This window comes from Aeribacillus sp. FSL K6-8210, assembly GCF_037963925.1.
Lineage (GTDB): Bacteria > Bacillota > Bacilli > Bacillales > Aeribacillaceae > Aeribacillus > Aeribacillus composti.
In genome coordinates, this window is the sequence record NZ_CP150172.1 from 3380672 (window position 1) to 3399356 (window position 18685).

General features: G+C 40.0%; 18 protein-coding genes, 2 pseudogenes and 1 riboswitch. Of the genes and pseudogenes, 5 read left to right on the top strand and 15 right to left on the bottom strand.

The window, feature by feature from the left end; all coding sequences use genetic code 11:
- Positions 1 to 49 precede the first annotated feature (49 nt).
- The 3 genes from pdaA to NSQ41_RS16460 all read right to left on the bottom strand — a co-directional run bounded on the left by pdaA (position 50) and on the right by NSQ41_RS16460 (position 3825).
- The gene (gene pdaA / locus NSQ41_RS16450; protein ID WP_327856984.1) at positions 50 to 847 is read right to left on the bottom strand and encodes a delta-lactam-biosynthetic de-N-acetylase; all 798 of its coding nucleotides are present in this window, start codon (positions 845 to 847) and stop codon (positions 50 to 52) included.
- 123 nt (positions 848 to 970) lie between these two features.
- On the bottom strand, positions 971 to 2515 hold the full coding sequence (locus NSQ41_RS16455; protein ID WP_311066501.1) for a fumarate hydratase: 1545 nt from the start codon (positions 2513 to 2515) through the stop codon (positions 971 to 973).
- Between the two features lie 146 nt (positions 2516 to 2661).
- On the bottom strand, positions 2662 to 3825 hold the full coding sequence (locus NSQ41_RS16460; protein WP_339210374.1) for a pyridoxal phosphate-dependent aminotransferase: 1164 nt from the start codon (positions 3823 to 3825) through the stop codon (positions 2662 to 2664).
- Between the two features lie 87 nt (positions 3826 to 3912).
- Between NSQ41_RS16460 and NSQ41_RS16465 the strand changes: the two genes are divergently transcribed.
- Positions 3913 to 4695, top strand: coding sequence for a carbon-nitrogen family hydrolase (locus tag NSQ41_RS16465; RefSeq protein WP_311066503.1), 783 nt, complete (start codon positions 3913 to 3915; stop codon positions 4693 to 4695).
- A 66-nt stretch (positions 4696 to 4761) separates the two neighbouring features.
- Here the strand turns inward: NSQ41_RS16465 and mtnA are convergent, their stop codons facing one another.
- The 6 genes from mtnA to NSQ41_RS16495 all read right to left on the bottom strand — a co-directional run bounded on the left by mtnA (position 4762) and on the right by NSQ41_RS16495 (position 10836).
- The gene (mtnA, locus tag NSQ41_RS16470) at positions 4762 to 5823 is read right to left on the bottom strand and encodes an S-methyl-5-thioribose-1-phosphate isomerase (protein ID WP_339210376.1); all 1062 of its coding nucleotides are present in this window, start codon (positions 5821 to 5823) and stop codon (positions 4762 to 4764) included.
- Positions 5783 to 7060: an S-methyl-5-thioribose kinase gene (gene mtnK / locus NSQ41_RS16475; protein WP_082829410.1), complete on the bottom strand. Its 1278-nt coding sequence runs from the start codon at positions 7058 to 7060 to the stop codon at positions 5783 to 5785. Before mtnK ends, mtnA begins: the two co-directional genes overlap by 41 nt.
- 669 nt (positions 7061 to 7729) lie before the next feature.
- The gene (locus NSQ41_RS16480) at positions 7730 to 8260 is read right to left on the bottom strand and encodes a cupin domain-containing protein (protein WP_339193354.1); all 531 of its coding nucleotides are present in this window, start codon (positions 8258 to 8260) and stop codon (positions 7730 to 7732) included.
- Positions 8261 to 8282: 22 nt separating this feature from the next.
- Positions 8283 to 8930 carry a methylthioribulose 1-phosphate dehydratase gene (locus tag NSQ41_RS16485; protein ID WP_339210378.1) on the bottom strand — a complete coding sequence of 216 codons (648 nt, stop codon included), beginning with the start codon at positions 8928 to 8930 and terminating at the stop codon, positions 8283 to 8285.
- Positions 8927 to 9637, bottom strand: a complete 711-nt coding sequence (locus NSQ41_RS16490; protein ID WP_339210379.1) for a 2-hydroxy-3-keto-5-methylthiopentenyl-1-phosphate phosphatase — start codon at positions 9635 to 9637, stop codon at positions 8927 to 8929. The genes NSQ41_RS16485 and NSQ41_RS16490 overlap by 4 nt, the downstream gene beginning before the upstream one ends.
- Complete coding sequence (locus tag NSQ41_RS16495) at positions 9613 to 10836, bottom strand: 2,3-diketo-5-methylthiopentyl-1-phosphate enolase (protein WP_063386762.1); 1224 nt, start codon at positions 10834 to 10836, stop codon at positions 9613 to 9615. The genes NSQ41_RS16490 and NSQ41_RS16495 overlap by 25 nt, the downstream gene beginning before the upstream one ends.
- A gap of 78 nt (positions 10837 to 10914) precedes the next feature.
- Positions 10915 to 11020: riboswitch (SAM riboswitch) on the bottom strand.
- A gap of 364 nt (positions 11021 to 11384) precedes the next feature.
- Between NSQ41_RS16495 and NSQ41_RS16500 the strand changes: the two genes are divergently transcribed.
- On the top strand, positions 11385 to 11945 hold the full coding sequence (locus tag NSQ41_RS16500; RefSeq protein ID WP_339210381.1) for a hypothetical protein: 561 nt from the start codon (positions 11385 to 11387) through the stop codon (positions 11943 to 11945).
- Here the strand turns inward: NSQ41_RS16500 and NSQ41_RS16505 are convergent.
- Entirely contained in the window at positions 11942 to 12820 is an 879-nt protein-coding gene (locus NSQ41_RS16505) for an IS982 family transposase (RefSeq protein WP_339210383.1), read from the bottom strand. The genes NSQ41_RS16500 and NSQ41_RS16505 overlap by 4 nt on opposite strands.
- A 159-nt stretch (positions 12821 to 12979) precedes the next feature.
- Here NSQ41_RS16505 and NSQ41_RS16510 point away from each other — a divergent pair, with 159 nt between their 5' ends.
- Entirely contained in the window at positions 12980 to 13234 is a 255-nt protein-coding gene (locus tag NSQ41_RS16510) for a BREX system ATP-binding domain-containing protein (RefSeq protein WP_242009363.1), read from the top strand.
- Positions 13235 to 13483: 249 nt separating this feature from the next.
- On the opposite strand, the pseudogene NSQ41_RS16515 reads toward NSQ41_RS16510, so the two are convergent.
- The 5 genes and pseudogenes from NSQ41_RS16515 to NSQ41_RS16535 form a co-directional block, all read right to left on the bottom strand.
- A pseudogene (locus NSQ41_RS16515) lies at positions 13484 to 14638 on the bottom strand (IS3 family transposase); the annotation flags it as partial.
- Between the two features lie 65 nt (positions 14639 to 14703).
- Positions 14704 to 15126 (bottom strand): DUF4304 domain-containing protein, encoded by a 423-nt coding sequence (locus NSQ41_RS16520; protein WP_144598486.1) that lies wholly within the window; start codon positions 15124 to 15126, stop codon positions 14704 to 14706.
- Positions 15127 to 15271: 145 nt separating this feature from the next.
- A complete protein-coding gene (locus NSQ41_RS16525; RefSeq protein ID WP_339210385.1) occupies positions 15272 to 15499 on the bottom strand; it encodes a hypothetical protein in 228 nt (75 codons plus the stop codon).
- Between the two features lie 331 nt (positions 15500 to 15830).
- On the bottom strand, positions 15831 to 16019 hold the full coding sequence (locus tag NSQ41_RS16530) for a hypothetical protein (RefSeq protein ID WP_339211673.1): 189 nt from the start codon (positions 16017 to 16019) through the stop codon (positions 15831 to 15833).
- A pseudogene (locus tag NSQ41_RS16535) lies at positions 15997 to 16700 on the bottom strand (UPF0236 family protein); the annotation flags it as partial. The pseudogene NSQ41_RS16535 and the gene NSQ41_RS16530, both read right to left, overlap by 23 nt.
- Positions 16701 to 17071: 371 nt before the next feature.
- Here NSQ41_RS16535 and NSQ41_RS16540 point away from each other — a divergent pair.
- A complete protein-coding gene (locus NSQ41_RS16540) occupies positions 17072 to 17374 on the top strand; it encodes a hypothetical protein (protein ID WP_339193361.1) in 303 nt (100 codons plus the stop codon).
- Between the two features lie 133 nt (positions 17375 to 17507).
- On the top strand, positions 17508 to 18629 hold the full coding sequence (gene yfkAB, locus NSQ41_RS16545; protein ID WP_063386763.1) for a radical SAM/CxCxxxxC motif protein YfkAB: 1122 nt from the start codon (positions 17508 to 17510) through the stop codon (positions 18627 to 18629).
- Positions 18630 to 18685 lie beyond the last annotated feature (56 nt).

The window sequence follows — 18685 nt, forward strand, 5'->3', positions numbered from 1 at the left end:
ACCTTTATCGTATTTTTTCGGAGCTATTATATCACATAATCCGCTTCTATTAATAAAGAAATGGACTTTCAAACATTTTCTCCATCACTAGATCGTCTAAGCTTTTAAAAGTATAGCCTTGCTGTTTTAAAGTTTTAATCGCTTCATCAAGCGCATCAGCGTTGTCTTTTGATACGGTGTGCAGCAAAATGATCGCGCCCGGATGAATTTGATTGATAATGTTGTCGTATGCATATCGCCAGCCTTTTTGTTCATTCACCTTCCAGTCGACAAATGCAAGCGACCAAAAAATATTGCGATAACCGTATTTTTCGGACAATGCAAGTGTGCGTTCGCTAAAAATGCCCCTTGGCGGTCTCACATATACTGTTCCTTCTTGGCCTGTAAGCTCCTTTACTTTGTCGCTGACGGCATCAAGCTCCTTCTTTATTTTATCAGCACTTATTGTCGTCATATCAGGGTGGCTCCATGAATGATTGCCGACAATATGCCCTTCCTTCACCATTCTCTTTACAAGATCAGGGGCTGTTTTTAAATAATGGCCTGTTACAAAAAACGTCGCATGTACATCGTGCTTTTTCAGTACGTCCAAAATTTTCGATGTATAGCCGTTTTCATAGCCATTATCAAACGTTAAATAAATCTCTTTTTTGCTGGGATCTCCTAAATAAAACGCTCCATATTTATTTAAAAGTTCATTCCATTCTTTCCCGGCATCAGGAGGCTGATGATTATTGTTTTTTTGAAAACCCCAATGAATCGGGTGATTGCTGACAGCAGCAGAGGCGCAGCTAAAAAAAGAAAAAAATAACAAGACAGAGCAATATAAAATCCGGAAATAATTCAAGCTGTGAATCTCCTTTCCATTATTTTTACTATTAGTCTTTATCCGTTTTTAGGAATTATGCTCCATCTTGATTTCAAAAAAATACCATAGCCAATCATCTGGCTATGGCATTGAGTTTAATATTTAGCTAAATACCGGCTCTTTAAATTGAGAAAGCTTTTCTAATGACGATTTTTCAATGTCTTCATGCAGGCTGTTGCCGTGTGAATCCATTGTGACAACGGCCGTGAAGTCTTTTACGCGCAAATGCCACATAGCTTCTGGAATTCCAAACTCCAGCAAGTCAACACCTTCAACCGCTTCGATGCAATCCGCATAATATTGAGCAGCACCGCCAATCGCATTCAAGTATACTCCGCCATGCTCTTTTAAAGCTTGCAGCGTTTTTTGCCCCATGCCGCCTTTGCCCATTACCGCACGGATGCCAAATTTTTTCATAATATCCCCTTGATAAGGCTCTTCGCGAATGGAAGTTGTCGGCCCAGCCGCTTTCACTTCCCAATTGCCGTTTTCATCTTTTAACATGACAGGTCCGCAGTGGTAAATAATTTGACCGTTTAAATCAACCGGCGCATCATGATCCATTAAATATTTATGGATGGCATCCCTTCCTGTGTAAATGATTCCGTTGATGCGAACAACGTCGCCGACTTTCAGCTCGCGGATTTGTTCTTCTGTAATTGGCGCTTGCAGCGTGATGACACGTCTTTCAGAGTCCGTTGATGCTAAATGTTCTTCTTGTGCAGCATTTTCTTGAAAATCAACATCTTCTCCATCTTGATAAAGCCATTTTATGATTTCACCCGTATTTGGATCGATATGCACACCTAAACGGCGGAATGCCCAGCAGTTGTATGCGACAGAAACAAAAAAGCTTGCAGGGATTCTGTGCATTGCGCCGACTTTGCAGCCTAATAAAGTGGTTTCCCCGCCAAATCCCATCGTTCCGATGCCAAGCTTGTTCGCATTTTCCATAATATATTCTTCCAATTGCCGCAATTCTTCGTTCGGATTTACGTCATCGACTTCGCGGAATAATTGTTCTTTCGCTAAATCGTACCCCGATGAACGGTCTCCACCGATTCCAACTCCAATGAATCCTGCGCTGCATCCTTGGCCTTGTGCTTGATATACCGCATGCAAAATACATTTGCGGATTCCATCCAAATCTCTCCCGGCTCTTCCCAATCCTTCTAGTTCGCACGGCAGGCTGTATTGAATATTTTTGTTTTCGCAGCCGCCGCCTTTTAATATTAAGCGAACATCGATATAATCTTTTTCCCATTGTTCAAATTTTACGACTGGAAGCCCTTCGCCCAAGTTATCGCCGGAATTTTCTCCAGTGAGCGAATCGACCGAGTTCGGGCGAAGCTTCCCGTCCTTCGTCGCTTGAGCGATCGCTTTTTTTATTGTTTCCTTTATTTGAATTTGATTGATACCGACTGGCACTTTAATTTTAAATGTCGGCAATCCGGTATCTTGGCAGATCGGCGATACATTTTCATCTGCCATTTTAATATTTTCGGTTATCGTGGCAAGCGACATCGCAGCTCTTGTACCAGCATTTTCACGCTGCTTCGCCTTCAAAATAGCGCGGCGGACATCCTTCGGCAATTTTGTAGACGTTTCCACAATTAATTGATACATACTCTCATATAATTTTTCCATCCCGCTTATCCCCCTTACATTCAGTCAAAAAACTCCCACTTAACACAATTTTTATTATACTTCTTTTAATTTTGATTGGAAAGGCATTCACGTGCTGATCATTTTTTAGGGGGATAAGGAGAGTGTTTCAACATTCATTGCAGCAGTTAAAAAAGGTTCAGCTTGCGAATTCTATCAACCGCTTCTAAAAGCCTGCTCTCATCAACTAATAAACCAACGCGTATGTATCCTTCTCCATATTGCCCGAAGCCGTTTCCTGGCGCAACGGCGACATCTGCTTTTTCAAGCAAATAATCGGCAAACTCTTCGCTAGTAAAACCTTTCGGAACAGGGAGCCAGGCAAAAAATGACCCTTTCGGAGCTTGAGCGTTCCAGCCAATTTGCTGAATAGCATTGATAAACGTATTTCGGCGGTTTTCATAAAGGGAGACAAGCTCCTCTACACACGACTGATCGCCTGTTAATGCGGCAGCTGCTGCTAATTGTATTGCTGGAAAAAGGCTGCAATATAAGTGATCTTGAATAAGATTAATACTTTCAATGATATTCTGGTTCCCTACAGCAAATCCAACGCGCCAGCCGGCCATATTGTAGGTTTTCGACAATGTGTACATTTCAATGCCGATGTCCTTGGCTCCTTCCGCTTCAAGAAGGCTGGTCGGTTTTTTGCCGTCAAAGCCGATCGCACCGTACGCAAAATCATGGACAACGGAAATTCGATGCTTCTTTGCAAACGTAACCGTTTCCTCAAAAAACTTAAGATCGGCCGTTGCTCCTGTCGGATTGTTCGGGTAGTTTAAATACATCAATTTTGCCGCTTCTTTATCCTCCAACGGAATGGCGTTGTAATCAGGTAAAAACCGATTTTCTGCCAACAGCGGGAACGTTTTAAATTGAGCCCCGGCTAAAACAACGCCTGATAAATAGTCTGGATAACCCGGGTCGGGCAATAGCATTAGATCTCCTTCATTTAATAGGCACATCGGCAATTCAACAAGTCCAGTTTTCGTACCGAATAAAATCGCCACTTCTTTTTCCGGATCTATATCGACTCCGTATTGTTTCTTATAATATTCACTAGCCGCATGTTTTAACTCGATAAGACCTGAAAATGGTGAATATTTATGTGTTTTCGGGTCTTCTGCTGCGGTTTGCAGCGCTTTGACGATATGCGGGGGAGTCGGCTGGTCAGGATTTCCTTGTCCTAAATTAATAATATCTCTTCCTTCGGCTACAGCGTTATTCACTTTTTTCACAAGGGCAGAGAAAAATTGTGTTGGAAGCTTTTTTAAACGTTCTGAAATCTCCACTCTAATCCACCTTTTTTTATAAAAATAGTTGAAATTATCATAAAAATTCTATAGTCTTTATATAAAAATGTCTAGGGGCTGAAAATCATGAAAGTTGCTTGTATACAAATGAATATCATTTTAGGCGAACCGGACCAAAACTATGAAATCGCTCAAAAAAATATAATAGAAGCAGCAAGCCATCAAGCGGATACAATTGTTTTGCCTGAAATGTGGAATACAGGATACGCCCTTGATCAGCTTGATGAGCTTGCAGACAAAAATGGAGAAAAAACAATTGAGCTGCTGACATCCCTTGCTAAAACATATCATGTCAATATTGTCGGCGGTTCAGTTGCAACGAAAAAAAACGGACAATTTTTTAATACCATGTACGTTGTCGACCGATTCGGAAATATCACCGCTGAATACGACAAAGCCCATCTGTTTAAATTGATGGATGAGCATAAATTTATGAGTGCCGGCCAAAAAGTAAATATATTTGAGCTGGACGGCATCACTTGCGGTGGTGTTATTTGTTATGATTTGCGTTTTCCGGAATGGATTCGCACCCATGCATTAAAAGGTGCAAACATTATGTTCATTCCTGCCGAATGGCCGAAAAAGCGAATTGACCATTGGCAATTGCTTCTCCAAGCACGGGCAATTGAAAATCAAATGTTTGTTGTAGCAGTAAACCGGGTCGGAGCGGATCAAAATAATGAATTTAATGGACACTCAATGGTCATTGCCCCTTGGGGCGAGCTTCTTGTTCATGATCAAACAGATGCAGGAATTTTTTACGCCCAACTGGATCTTCAAGAAATTGACCGTGTAAGAAAAACCATTCCTATTTTTCAAGACAGACGTCCGGAATTATATTTCGAATAAAATTTTACACCCCTTAAAAGAATGTGAAAGCATTCCCTTTTAAGGGGTTTTTGTATGAAAAGGCAATTAAACGCTTTTCATTTGTTTTAAACTTTTGGTAAAGGGTGGATAGGCAATCCCTTTTTCTGTAATAATTGCCGTAATGAGTTCATGATCGGTCACGTCGAATGCCGGATTATATGTTTGCACATTTTCCGGCGCCATCGGTTTTTCATACCATTTTGTCGTGATCTCCTCTGCTTTTCTCACTTCGATCGGTATATGTTCCCCTGTCGGACAATCTAAATCGATTGTTGAAAGCGGAGCACAAACATAAAACGGGATTCCATAATATTTTGCTAAGATTGCCACTCCGGAAGTTCCAATTTTATTCGCAGTATCTCCGTTTGCGGCAACTCGATCACACCCGACTAAAACCGCTTGTACTTTTCCCTCCTTCATCACAATGGATGCCATGTTGTCACAAATTAACGTTACATCCACACCAGCTTCCTGCAATTCCCATGCAGTTAGACGTGCACCTTGAAGAAGCGGTCTTGTTTCATCTGAAAAAACTTTGAAATGGTAGCCTCTTTCTTGGCCTAAGTAGATGGGAGCTAACGCAGTCCCATACCTCGCCGTCGCAATTGTTCCTGCATTGCAATGGGTCAGAAGACCCCAGCCGGGTTTTAATAATGACAGGGCATGCTCCCCGATCGAATAACAGACTTGCTCATCCTCATTACGGATATGTTCTGCTTCTTCCTTCAGTGCGTTTTTAATTTCCTCGATGCTTTTGTCTTTTTCTACTTTGAGTCTATCCTCCATGCGATCTAAAGCCCAAAATAAATTCACTGCAGTCGGCCGCGATGAAGCCAAATACTGTTTGATTTTTTGAAAATCATCCAAAAGCTGTTCATAAGTCGACGCTTTTGATTGCTTCGTGCCTAAATAAACACCGAATGCAGCAGCAATTCCGATCGCAGGCGCTCCTCTAACCTTCAGATGGTAAATGGCCTCCCATATTTCTTCTGGAGTAGAAAGATGCAGAAATACTTTCTCATTCGGCAATAACGTTTGGTCGAGTATGATCACCGTATTGTTTTCATCATCCAGTTGTACGGATTGAATGGCTTTTACTGCTGTCATAAAACTTTTCCCCTTCAATAAATTTGCGGACACTTTGTAATAAAACATTCACAAAGTCGTCGCCTGTACGAATGTTTGCACGTTCAAGAATAAAGGTTTTACCAGCTGTTAAACAAATTTTTTCAGCCAAAGCTCGGGATTCTTTATTTTCAATTGACGTGATGTCTTTTACATGGGCGATCCCAATAATTCTTCTGCATAATTCAAGTCCGGCAGCGGCTGAGGCATCCTCAAGGATGGAATTTAAATACCATTCTTTAAAACTAGGTGCACTTGCAGTTCTTTCTTTTATATTCTCATCCCAAGCATGTAAAAATTTTTTTGTAAACAGCTCTATTACGTCTGAGATTGTTTGTTGAATATATTGCAAGTAGTCTTCCTTTGTTTCTTGATCTTCAATTGTAAAGCTTGCATTTACATAGGCGAAAATAAGGTTTGCAATCACATTCCCAATATCGAACCCAGCAGGTCCATAAAAAGCAAACTCAGGATCGATTATTTTTGTTGAATCTTCCTTTATAAAAATGGAACCGGTATGAAGGTCGCCGTGGAGGAGGGACTGTGCTTTTGTCATAAAATCAAACTTCAGTTTAGCTGTTTCCAATGCAAGCTTTGAATCATTCCAAATTTCTTCGCGGATGAATTCTCTCGTTTCTGGAAATACATCATTTTGCTCACAATCGTAAAAAGGTTCTGTATACACGAGATCTTCTGTTATTTCACATAATTCTGAGTTTGTAAATTTTTGCACCAATGCTTTCTTCTCTTTATGATCGATAACGGCATCTGAAGTAAGCAATAAGGTGTTGACAAGAAACGTTGTAATATGGTCGGCAAACAAAGGGAATTTTTTATGTTTTAAAAGAGCTGTCCTCATAATTTCATGGTCAGATAGATCATCCATTACACAACAATTCATAATCGGATCATACGAATAAACCTTAGGTACAAATCCAGGCGCTAATTCCCCTTGCAGCTTCAATGCTTCGCTTTCAATCCGGTTGCGATCTGGCGAAACTTTAAAGGCGTCTGAAATACGTGCAACCGGACCAGCTTGTTTAATAATGACAGACTGGCCGCTATTTTGATCAACGACACGAAATACATAATTTAAGTTGCCATCGCCAATCTCTCGGCATTCCAATTCTGCGTTTTGTTCAAAAATATCGAGTTTTTTCTGTACATATTCGATGACATCTTTCTCAGTCATCGTAAAATATGTTGTAAAATCCTTCAAAAAAATTCCCTCCTCTATCTTTGTTTGTCATAAAGCGAAAAAAGAGTCTTTCATAATATCCATTCACAATATGGGGACGACATTATTACAAGACCACTTCGTCACCTGCTTGTAAAAGCGATTTCGGCAAATGCTCCAAATGGATTCGGATTTCTAGATCCAAAGCAGCCGCCGCATCCATTAAATAGAGGGGGCTGTCTAACAAGTCGATTTTCCGGCTTATAGACGCCCCTTTAATGTTTTAGAAACGTTGATATATCAATGCTTATGATGTTTCGTTTTCAGTAGATTTTGACTTTCTAAGACAGCCCCTTCCCAAAAATATAAATCTGCATCATTTATTCTTGATTTTCCCCATCCCGCCATAATACTTGATAATTTATCTGTGTTTACTTGGTTTTCAAGTGAAACTATATCCTCTTGTAACATGAGACAAGCCTATTTTTGTGGTGCTCTTCAGCTGCAAACTTCTTCGCTAAAATGTGTAAACCTATTAAAACCGGGTCAGCAGCCGCTGTGGTATTTTCATAGTTTTTTTGCATTCAGGAACATTGTTCACTGAGCTGGATGAATTGTGTATCCGAAGAGCAGCCAGTTATATGAAAAAGATGATGTTAAGCTTGCAGCTGTGAACGTTTAAAGCCGCTTTTTCATAAATTCTTTAAAAACTTAATTTACTTCTTCTTTTTCGTAAACAGGCACCCAGCCTTCTTCTGACACAAAGATGCGGATCGCAACAACTTTTCGGTCATCAGCTAATGTGAAATAGTGGCGTCTGCCCTCTGGAACAGAAATAAGGTCTCCCGGATTAAGATGCACTTCAAAAAATTTTCCGTCCTGTCCTTGAATAACAAAAATTCCATGGCCGCTAACAATAAAGCGCACTTCATCATCTGTATGATGATGTTCACGCTGAAAATTTTTCAGCAGCTCTTCAAGGTTTGGCGTATGATCTGCTAAAGAAATGACATCCCAAGCTTTGTAGCCGCGTCTTGCTGAAATATCTTTAATTTCATTTTCAAAAGATTGTAAAATCGTTTGTTTTTCCTCATCATTTAAAAGATATTTCTCTTTTAAATGCTCTGGTAATTTGGCAATATCCCATTGCTCGTAAATAACACCTTGTTGATTTAAAAATGAAATCACTTCCTCTTGATTGCTGATAACTTCGTTTGTTCCTTGAATTTTAATAGTTGTCATGTGAAATACCTCCTTAAAATGTTTAATTATTTAAAGCTCCTGTACTCGCAAGGAGACCGGCTTTTGCTTGAATAAGAGCAAGCTGATACTGAAATAAAAATTCACAAGCTTCTAAAATTTTCTTCGCTTCAAAGCCATCTTTTCCCCATACAGTAATTCCGTGGTTGCGAATAAGAACTGCCCCTTTATCCTCCTTCACGAAATCGCCCAAAGTGCTTGCTAATGTAGGAATATGGGCATAATTATAAATAATCGGAATCTGTAATTCTGCATCTTCCTCCCAGCGGTCAAACGCTTTTATCAGTTCTTGTCCTTGAAATACAATTTTCCCAGCGTCACCATAAAGTTCAGAGATGACATTATTTGCAACCGTATGTACATGCAGGCTGCAGCCGGCTTTGCTTCTTTTATATATTTCGCAATGCAACAGCGTTTCTGCCGAAGGCTTCAGATGTGTTGCGCCTACAGGATTTCCTTCTCCATCAACAAGCAAAAAATCTTCCTTCGTTTTTTTTCGTTTATCTTTGCCGCTTGCGGTCACAAGAAACTGAAGAGGGGAATCTTGAACTTTTATGGCTAAATTGCCGCTTGTCCCCATAAACCAATCCCTCGCAGCAAGCTCCTCTTTAATCTCCGCAAGCTCATGAACACGAGTTAAAACGACACTCATTTTGCGTCACCTTTTTCTTCTATGAAATTTGTTTTGTTTATTGTCTTCTCTAAAATGTCAATACAGTCGTAAAATGTTTCGAAAGATTGATAAGGAATAGAAAATTCTTGACATTTTTTTGATAAATAATCACGTGCAATAACTGTATCTGCAATCTTCGCGGCTTCTAAATCTGTGACGGAATCCCCGATGATGATGGAATGAGTGTCAGCATTTGCAATTTGCCGAATAATTGACGGTTTGCAGCACCCACAATTTTGGTTGGGACATTTTTCATCACACGTATAAGGCCAATGAATGGTGATCGTTTCTCCGCTAAAATCCGCTTTATTGCAAAACAGTGCGGTAATAGAATCAAAAGGCTGCAACAGCGGTTTAATAAAAAAATCGATTCCGCCGCTGACAATGTATAAAGGAATGTTCATGTTTTTCGCATAATGAACAAAGTCGCGAAATCCTTCCCTTATTTCTGCAGTTTCTAAAATATAGTGAATGATGTCACCCTTTAAAGAAGATGGAAGAAGTGCAAACATCTTGCCGACTCCTTCCTGAATACTAATCGACTGGGAAAGGACGCCATCCTTCAATTGCTCCCACTCTTTTGGAGCGAAACGCTTCATGATGCTAACGATGTTATCTTTTTTTGTCACCGTTCCATCAAAATCACAAAATATTACTGGCTTCAATTGGACGGTGCCTCCTTCCATCCCCAGAGCCGAATTGCTTCTTGTAATTCTATGTCTTCAGCTGCTTCATTAAGGGGAACACCCCGGGAAACAGCGTCAACTGCCTGACGGAAAGCTTTTCCTCCGCCTTTAGCACCTTGCGGGTGACCGTGAACACCGCCTCCTGCATTAATGACACAATCTTTTCCAAAATCATGAATTAAAATGGGAACAAGACCCGGGTGAATGCCAGCAGATGGAACAGGAAAAACTGGTTTTAAAACTGATTCCTTCACCAATTCTTCTTTCACTTTTAAAACTTTGTCACGCTCCAATGCAACGCTGCCATATGGTGAAGGGAACAACGAAAAATCTGCTCCAGCAATTCTTATCAATTTTCCAAGCAATAAGGAATGAGAGAGCCCATATTTTTCGGATGAAGTAAACGATCCGCTAAACGCCGGATGAGCCATAATTGGGAGGGCGATTTCATCATCTTCCCTTAATGCTTGCAGCACATCGAGGCCATATGTAAAAACATTAAATAGCAAAATATCGGCACCTAATTCTTTTGCTTTTCTTGCCTTATCTTTCAATTCAAATGTTTTTCCCGTCAAATTGACCGCATACAAAGTTCGGTGCCCTTTTTCTTGATACACGTTATCAAGAACTTTTTTGCCTTCCTTTATTCTTGTTTCAAATGATGTGAGCGAATTTTCAAAAAGTATTTCGTCATCCTTTACTAAGTCGACGCCCCCGAGAGCCTGCTCCCGCAATTGGGCAAGAAGGTAATCCATATCACGTCCAATTACACCTTTAAAGATGCTCATCACTAACGGTCTGTCGTAAACGCCAAGTTTTTCTCGTAACCCCTGAATTCCAAAGCGAGGACCTGGAAAATACCGAAAGATCTCATCGTCAAACTGCAAATCTAGTAATTTTATTTCTCCATCTAGTGATAATTTTCCAAAAGTTGTCGTTAAGATGGCAGGAATGTCTTTAGAAAAGTTTTCTCCCGGAAAGCGAATGTGAAGCTGTGCAATCGTTTTGCCGGAGGATGGATCCTCGCCTGTTTCTTTTATTTCAACCACTTGTCCTTTATGCTTTTTTAACTGCTCTTGCACTAAAAGAGGAAGGTCAGTCCACGAACCTACCGTTAATCCAAGAGCAATGCCTTCTGCTTTTTTTTCTAAATCTTCTCGTTTCGCAATGATTTGGTATACTGCTGTTACGTGACCCATTTTTTCAATCCTCTTCATTCAGATTTTTTTATATAAATAAAACCTCTTCAATAAGAAGAGGTTTTTTGTCAAAACAACTTCTTATCTTTCAACATCTCTGTTGGGAGAATTAGCACCGTGCTCATCATATGAGTCGGTTGCCGGGCTTCATTGGGCTCATCCCTCCACCTGCTCTTGATAAGAGTTTTATTATTAACTTTATAATTCTTATTCGGTTACTTGGATTATGCCACTATCCTTCCCCTCTGTCAACACTTTTTTACATCATATTCGATTCAAATTCGCTTACATTTTTCTGATGGCATGCTACAATTATTTAATGGTGCAGTTTACAATTTGAGGTATTTACCGGAACTTGAGGTTGAGCCAAAACAGGAAAGCCTAAAAAAAGAGGACGAAAAAAGAAGGTACAACATCTTTTTAACGTCTTCCGATCGCATCATGCTAGATTACTAGACTTAGAAAAACTGGTTGAATTACGCAATTATAACGTTACTGGTTATCGTGAGACAATTTGTTTCTTGTACCGTTATTGGTTATGTTGCTTTTTGAATGATCCAGAAGAAGCCTTAAAACAAACGCTAACGTTTAATTTACAGTTTAATGAGCCTTTAAGAAGATCCACCAGAAGCGCTGAAAAGGCCTATTATGCACGGAATAACGAAGAAGCAAACCGAATAGCCAGAGAAAAAGGGTATCCTGGCGCTGGATATAATATCAGCAATAAAAAATTAATTGAATGGTTAGATATAACAGAGGACGAACAACGCCATTTAAGCACGATTATAGATGCGAATGAAAAGCGGAGAAGGAAACAAAAACGCCGGGAAATGGGCGTAAAAAGCCGTGAGGAGTATTTAAAAGAACAGCGCAATAAAACGGATAAGAACTTAGAAAAACTTAGACAAGCAATTGAGTTGAATCCTGATTTCTCGAATTACAAATTAGCTAAATTGCTAGGAATAAGTGAATCGTATGTAAGGAAAGGATGTTATATGTTATTTACTGGAACGGATGATTTAATTAAAAACGAGGATCGATCAATTAAAGAACATGATGTTTTATATTCTAGAATTAAACCTTTACCCGTGGTGCTAGTTGAGTCTTAACGCTCAACTAGCCCAAGAACAACAAGCGAGTAAGCCAGTAAAATACCATCCAGTGCCGTTTCAAATCCAGAAACCGAGTTCGCTCGAATCTCGGTGATCCGATACGAATCGACTAAAATCGAAAACACGGTTTCAATCACTTTGCGTTTTCGTTTCATCCACTGTTTCCATGCGTCGGATTGGAGAATTCGCTGATTTTTTCGAACGGGCGTCCAAAAAGCGACTCGATGCTCTTCGTACAGCTTCTTTTGCAGTTTTTGGCTGATGTACCCTTTGTCACCTAGGTTATATGGATGTGGAATTTGCGTCATGACGGTTTCAGCGGCCACCCGGTCGTGACAAGACGCTTCGGTGACAACATATCCCATCGGAAGCCCTTGGTCGGTGACCTGCAGGTGAAGTTTCCACCCATAGAAAGTGATCCTTTTGGAAGCACAATAGCCAATATCGGCAATTCCACGGAATCGTTTGACGCGATGCATTCGAGCTGAATGACACAGCTCGATCGGCAAGCTGTCCACGACCGCATACGCATGGTGTTGCCCACGCTTGGCTAGCTGGTGCCGAATCCACTTGATCGCAAAGCTAAGCGCTCGGCAGCGACGGTTGTACCGAGAACGCTCAGGGAACAAGTCCTTGGGAAACAAATTCCCAATCACAAACCGATGCCAAGCCCGTTCGGAAGTGAAGCCCAACAACTTTCCAAGGACATGGATGGTGATGATGACTTCGTCTTTCTGTTTCAACAAATGACGATTTCGACGTTGAAGAGGAATCTGGATACTCGATAGTTGAGCCGATACAAAAAGCAAAATCGATGCATATTGTTTTTGAAGTTTGACACGATCTGTAGTAAAATGAAAGTGCTCTTGCATGGGGATTCTCCTTTCGAATGGTAGGTCGCACTTTCATTCTACAGGAGATTCGCCAGGCAAGAGCTATTTTTTATGCTTGTTTGATTTTATCTAGCACCACGGGTAACCTTTATCTTCACAAAAAATGGAAGGGTTAGTGGTGTACTTTCAACCCCATTGATGAAATTAAACCGTTTCTCAACTGAACAATTAATAGAAGTTTCATATAAAGTTAGGGAAATCCACGGTATGGTACACAAATGGATACCAGAGACAGTTATTGATGATACATTTATTAAGCAATATGTTGAATCATTTACTGTTGCCTTTGAACAGGAAATCACTGTACTTCCAAGGACATTTTTACGTGAATTTATATTCGTATTAGACGCTGCAAAAGAGGGGAACGATGTCCATTCTCTTTTAAATTATTAGTCCTAGTACTGTAGAAAGAATTAAACTGGATTTAAGTCAGTATTTTGGACACCAATAAGTGAAATTTAATTTTGATCTCATTGACATCGCTTGTCGCTTGACATGGAGCCTCTGCGGGCGTGGTGTTATGCGAAGGGGGAAAGGGGCAATGAATTCTTTCGCATGGCAAATAAGCCTACCACACCCGCCACTCCATGTAAAGCGGATGCTTGTAAAATTGTGAAGAGCACTACGCTGCCCTTTGATACTGTCTACTGTTTCTTGTGGCGTCATATAGCCCAGGCAGCTATGAATCCGTTTCCGATTGTACCAGCCTTCTAAAAATTCGAATAAGGCTCTTCTGGCAGCTTGAAAGTTCAAATAGTTGATTCTATAGATCTCTTCCTTTTTCAGAATTGCATGGAAAGACTCAATGCAGGCGTTATCGTATGGGCAACCTTTTTTTACTGAAGGAGTGTTTGAACTGCTTCTTTTCCATGTATTCTACAAATTTCTCGCTTGTATACTGGGATCCCAAATCAGAATGCAAGATCAATCCCGGACCTGGACGTTGTGCCTGATAAGCGTTTTCTACTGCCTTTAAAGCCAGTTCAGTCGTCATGTGACGGTCAAAAGCGTAACCAACAATCTTTCTGGAATGTAAATCCATTACGGAAGCCAAGTAGCACCAACCGTCTCTCAAAGTATGAATGTACGTAATATCCGTAACCCATTTCTCGTTGATGGTTGTCGTTGAGAAGTCCTGGTTCAGCAGGTTATCGTGTTCTTCCATCTTGCCCTTATTGGAATGGGGGCGATACTTTTTTCTGATAATGGAATAAATGCCTGCAGCCTTCATCAAATGCTGAACCCGTTTCAGGCTGACTTTGAGCCATTCTTTTTCAAGCATATGGTGGATCTTCGGTTCTCCGTATCTCTGCTTGCTTTCCGTATGGATTTTTCGTATTCTGTCTGTCAGCTCCCGGTTTTCCGTTTTGTTTTTGATTCTGTTTTTTGTTTGGATTGATAGTAGGTACTTCTCGGCACGCCAAGGACCGTACACATGGTTTTAAGGTCATAATGGTGTCTGGCTCTTATCTCGTCAATCATGGATATAACAGTGGTTTGAATCTACTTCTTTGCGAATATGACCATAGCTTTTTTAAAGATTTCGTTTTCCTCTTTCAGCCGGTGCAATTCTTTTTGCAGGTTCAGAAATTCTTCCGGGGTAAAAGAGCCCCCGTCATCCACCTTAACCGGTTTTTGTTTTCTGATCCATTTGTAGAATGTCGTTTCAGACAGGCCATATTCGATCAAGATCTGTTTTACTAGTGTTCCAGTTTGATAAAGCTCAACCACCATTTCCTTAAATTCAGCATGATAACGTTTACGTTTTTCGCTTGTGTTACCTATATCAGGACACATCCCTTCGTTAATATTATATTTCACTAAAGGGTGTCCATGAAACTATACTAGCATCAGTAGTTATATTATTTAAAAAGATTCTTAATCCAATTTCTGTCTGACACATGTAATAAACTCAACACTCTTGATGCGACTAAGTCAAAATCTTCTTCATTCTTTGCATCCTCATAGTTAAACCAAGTTTCATTGGATTCTTTTATATTTTCTGTGAGTCTATATCGGTAATCTATACCTACATCGTGTGCAGTCACTTTACTTGGCGGAATTTCTTCTCCCCAACTCGTTGTTACTCCTTCAATTGGGCAAATAGCTAAAACTACAACAAAAGATCCACCATAACGATTAAACTGAAAAGTTATTAAGTCAATATTATCTTCATTTTTCCTTCTAAAATGTGGAAATGAACCTTTAAAACCATGTTCTCTTAAATAAGGAACAACAATCTTTTTTAATGCATTAGTCATATTTAGACGGTCATTGGAAGCCATATTTAGTATTCCTCCAAAAATTCATTTTGTCTTTTATATCTTAATTATATATTATTATTAAAAGAAAGGGGTTCCCATGTGATTCAAAACGAACTAGTACACTTAAAATTCACAATTCTAATTTTAGTGACCTCTAGTCTAAATATTATTTATAAATTTTATAAGGTATTCCTTTAGATTTCAAATAGTTTAGTACAGGTTTACTTGCCCCTACTTTTCCTGTAGTATCACTTCTAAAGAAATGCCATTTAGCACCTTTTAGTTCCTTCTTTTTGATTAATAAGGCGTCTTTATCAATCTGTTTTCTTATAGTTGAAGTTAACGAAACATAACCAACTTTAGATTCATGTCCAATTCCAGAAGTATCGAGCACGTCTATATATCTACCACCTAAAGGAGTTCTAAAATATTCTTGTTTACTTCTTACTTTTACTAATGTTTCTAAATACTTCTCTCCAGCTCTTCCACTACTAAAAGATAATTTAGCTTTTTTTGCAGCTGATTTTGTAACTTGTTTACCTGATTGTTTGGAAACATACTTAATTGCTCCGCCAATTATACGTACAACAACACTTATTATAGATGCTTTAGCTTCATTTTCAGAGATGGTTATTTGTTCACCAGTATTTTTTTCTATTAAAATAGCTTTAAATTGTTCTTCAGTATTCTCAATTATTTTTACATCATATACTGTTTTTTCAATCTTATCCCCAACATTCTAATACGGAACTAACTGTTATATCATTACCTTTTAGATTTGAATCTATAATTAAATCCGTAGCATATTCATCTGTATCAATATCTAATTGAAGTTTGATTCCATTGCTGTCTAGGTTTTGAATAGTAGGTTTAATTTTTTCTGCACTATTAATCCCGATACGGATCATAGGCATATTCGTTCATCAAAAATTCCTCGAAGCCTTCCCACACCTCCCTCTTGCCCTCATGGACGTAATGGCGCTGATTCACGAATTCGATCCGTGAGCCGTTGCGCTTCCACCCTTCGTGAACGATCAGGATTTGTCTTCCTTGGCCCGTTTTCTCTTCCCTTGGCGAGAGACAAACAGTCCATCGGCCTCCACAAACAGCATCCGTCCATATTGCTGGTCAACCGAGCAGTGCAGCGGAGCTTCGGCTTCGAGCACCAACTGGCGGATCGCCTCATGGCTTATCACCGGATACCCGACCATCTGGGCAAGCGTACAAGCCGCTTTGCGATAAGAAGAGCACTCCACAACCAATCCCACCGACGTTTCTTCTAGACAAGGACTGATTGACTGCGATCCATCAAACACTAGAAGGGAGTCAAGCAAAAACGTGTAACGGTTTTGTTCTCGGTCTAAATAGTAGTTTCGCTCAAAGGTGACTTCGCCAAACAGGGTTTGAATCGTGGTGCGTCGTTTGTCTTTCAAGTGGTACCGGCGCTTGTCCCGGGTTTCCGCCAATTGTCGGTCGATGTCCTCCAACAAAGCCGTAAACAGTTCGGCGAAGGCGTTTTGCAGGGCTCGAAACAAATCAAGTTCGATCTCTTTCCATGTCAACGAATTTGTGGTAAGATGTTGTTGAATATTCATGGGACTCTCTCCTCCTGTTTGATAGTGTGGTCAATAATCATCTTATCAGGGAGAGAGTCCTTTTTTCATGTTCCTGCTTGGGATCCTACCGCGCTTTCGCTTGGTGACCCCGATGAGGGGATTGCGAACCTATGTTCCCATCCCCCCTCATCGGGAATTCTAAGAATTTCTCCCACAAACATTTTACGCACACCAGAAAATATTTATGGAAAATGCAAAAAGGCTAGATAACGCTAGATACCATGCATGGTTTCATCATCATAACTCTGATTGATGGATTACTGTTGCAAAGAAAAAAGAAGGTAAATTCATCCAATATCATTACAAACCACAGGAATTGGCTGAAAAACTAACAGAATGGCTCGAAGAGGATGTTTATTTTAGCTAGAATACAATTTTATAAGCCTAGCCGACAAATTACGAATATAAGGCAATTAAAGTCGTTATATGTTGATTTAGATTTTTATTTGTTTAATTATAATTCGAACTGGATCATCGGCAAATTAGAATACGATTATTTTGGCCAATCGATTCCAGAGCCGAATATAATCATTTTTAGCGGTCAAGGAATGGTTTTAATTTGGCTTAAAGAGCCTGTTCCTTACAAAGCCGTTATGGCAAGCGGTACAAAATCACTTCTTAGAACAATTAAAAGAGCTAGGGGGCGACTCTAGGGCGGTTGATGCTTCAAGGGTATTCCGCATTGCTGGAAGCATTAATTCAAAAAACGGTGTAGAGGTAATAGGGCAATATCGTCATAAGGAACGTTATGTCTTGAGAACGTTAATTAAAGGAGAAATGATTTTTATGGAAACTTATACAACCCTCAAAAAGATTACTCCTTCCTATGACCCTTGGGAAGCTTATTTAGATATGAAGGAATACGGTGAATTAACATTATCAAATATAGAATTTACCACCACCACAATCTGTAATATGCGATGTGAGCATTGCGCTGTAGGATACACTTTATCTCCGAAAGATCCGGAAGGGCTGCCGCTCGATTTACTTTTAAAAAGGCTAGACGAAGTGCCGACATTGCGATCCCTTTCGATTACCGGCGGGGAGCCGATGCTTTCGATAAAATCTGTGGAAAATTATGTCGTTCCCATTTTAAAATACGCACATGAACGCGGGATACGAACCCAAATCAATTCCAATTTAACATTGGACTTGAAACGCTATGAAAAAATTATCCCGTATTTAGATGTTTTGCATATTTCCCATAACTGGGGAACAGTCGATGATTTTGTTGAAGCCGGATTTGCAATGATGAAAAAGAAGCCTCCATATAAAGAACGCGCAAAATATTTTGAACGAATCATTGAAAACTCTAGAGCTCTGGCTGAAGCGGGAGTAATTGTTTCAGCGGAGACGATGCTGAATAAACGGACGGTTCCTCATCTTGAAAAAATCCATAGACAAATTGTAGACGAAATGAAATGTCAACGCCATGAGGTGCATCCAATGTATCCAAGTGATTTCGCTAGCAATCTTGAAACGCTCAGCTTGGATGAGATACGCGAAGCAATTCATAAGCTCTTGGATATCCGCGACGAATCAGTGTGGATGCTGTTTGGAACACTCCCGTTTTACGCTTGCAGCGACAATGAGGAAGATTTAGCATTGCTGAAGCGATTGAGAGAAAGCAAAAACGTGACTGTTCGAAATGACCCTGACGGCAGATCCCGTCTCAATGTCAATATTTTTACAGGGGACATTATTGTGACAGATTTCGGCGATGTACCGCCGCTTGGAAACATCAAAAAAGATACTCTTTTATCAGCCTATGAAAAATGGATGCAATCCCCGATTGCCCAACAGCTGAATTGCCATTGTCCAAACGTAGCGTGTCTTGGACCGAATCTTTTAGTGAAAAATAGTTATTACCGAGACTTAGATTTTACAAAAAGAAAAGCGCGCATATAATAAAAGGGCTTGGGCTTCTTTCGGCAATATATTTGCCTTTCGCCCGCCCTTTTCTA

Bases quoted from the DNA above. Each gene is read 5' to 3' on its own strand.
- NSQ41_RS16505 (WP_339210383.1), bottom strand. From the start codon at position 12,820: ATGCAAGAGCACTTTCATTTTACTACAGATCGTGTCAAACTTCAAAAA.
- NSQ41_RS16485 (WP_339210378.1), bottom strand. From the start codon at position 8,930: ATGAGTGTCGTTTTAACTCGTGTTCATGAGCTTGCGGAGATTAAAGAG.
- NSQ41_RS16540 (WP_339193361.1), top strand. From the start codon at position 17,072: ATGTTTATTTTAGCTAGAATACAATTTTATAAGCCTAGCCGACAAATT.
- mtnA (WP_339210376.1), bottom strand. From the start codon at position 5,823: ATGACAGCAGTAAAAGCCATTCAATCCGTACAACTGGATGATGAAAAC.
- NSQ41_RS16480 (WP_339193354.1), bottom strand. From the start codon at position 8,260: ATGACAACTATTAAAATTCAAGGAACAAACGAAGTTATCAGCAATCAA.
- NSQ41_RS16530 (WP_339211673.1), bottom strand. From the start codon at position 16,019: ATGCCTATGATCCGTATCGGGATTAATAGTGCAGAAAAAATTAAACCT.
- NSQ41_RS16510 (WP_242009363.1), top strand. From the start codon at position 12,980: ATGAAATTAAACCGTTTCTCAACTGAACAATTAATAGAAGTTTCATAT.
- NSQ41_RS16465 (WP_311066503.1), top strand. From the start codon at position 3,913: ATGAAAGTTGCTTGTATACAAATGAATATCATTTTAGGCGAACCGGAC.
- yfkAB (WP_063386763.1), top strand. From the start codon at position 17,508: ATGGAAACTTATACAACCCTCAAAAAGATTACTCCTTCCTATGACCCT.
- NSQ41_RS16495 (WP_063386762.1), bottom strand. From the start codon at position 10,836: ATGGGTCACGTAACAGCAGTATACCAAATCATTGCGAAACGAGAAGAT.
- NSQ41_RS16490 (WP_339210379.1), bottom strand. From the start codon at position 9,637: ATGGAAGGAGGCACCGTCCAATTGAAGCCAGTAATATTTTGTGATTTT.
- NSQ41_RS16455 (WP_311066501.1), bottom strand. From the start codon at position 2,515: ATGGAAAAATTATATGAGAGTATGTATCAATTAATTGTGGAAACGTCT.
- NSQ41_RS16520 (WP_144598486.1), bottom strand. From the start codon at position 15,126: ATGGCTTCCAATGACCGTCTAAATATGACTAATGCATTAAAAAAGATT.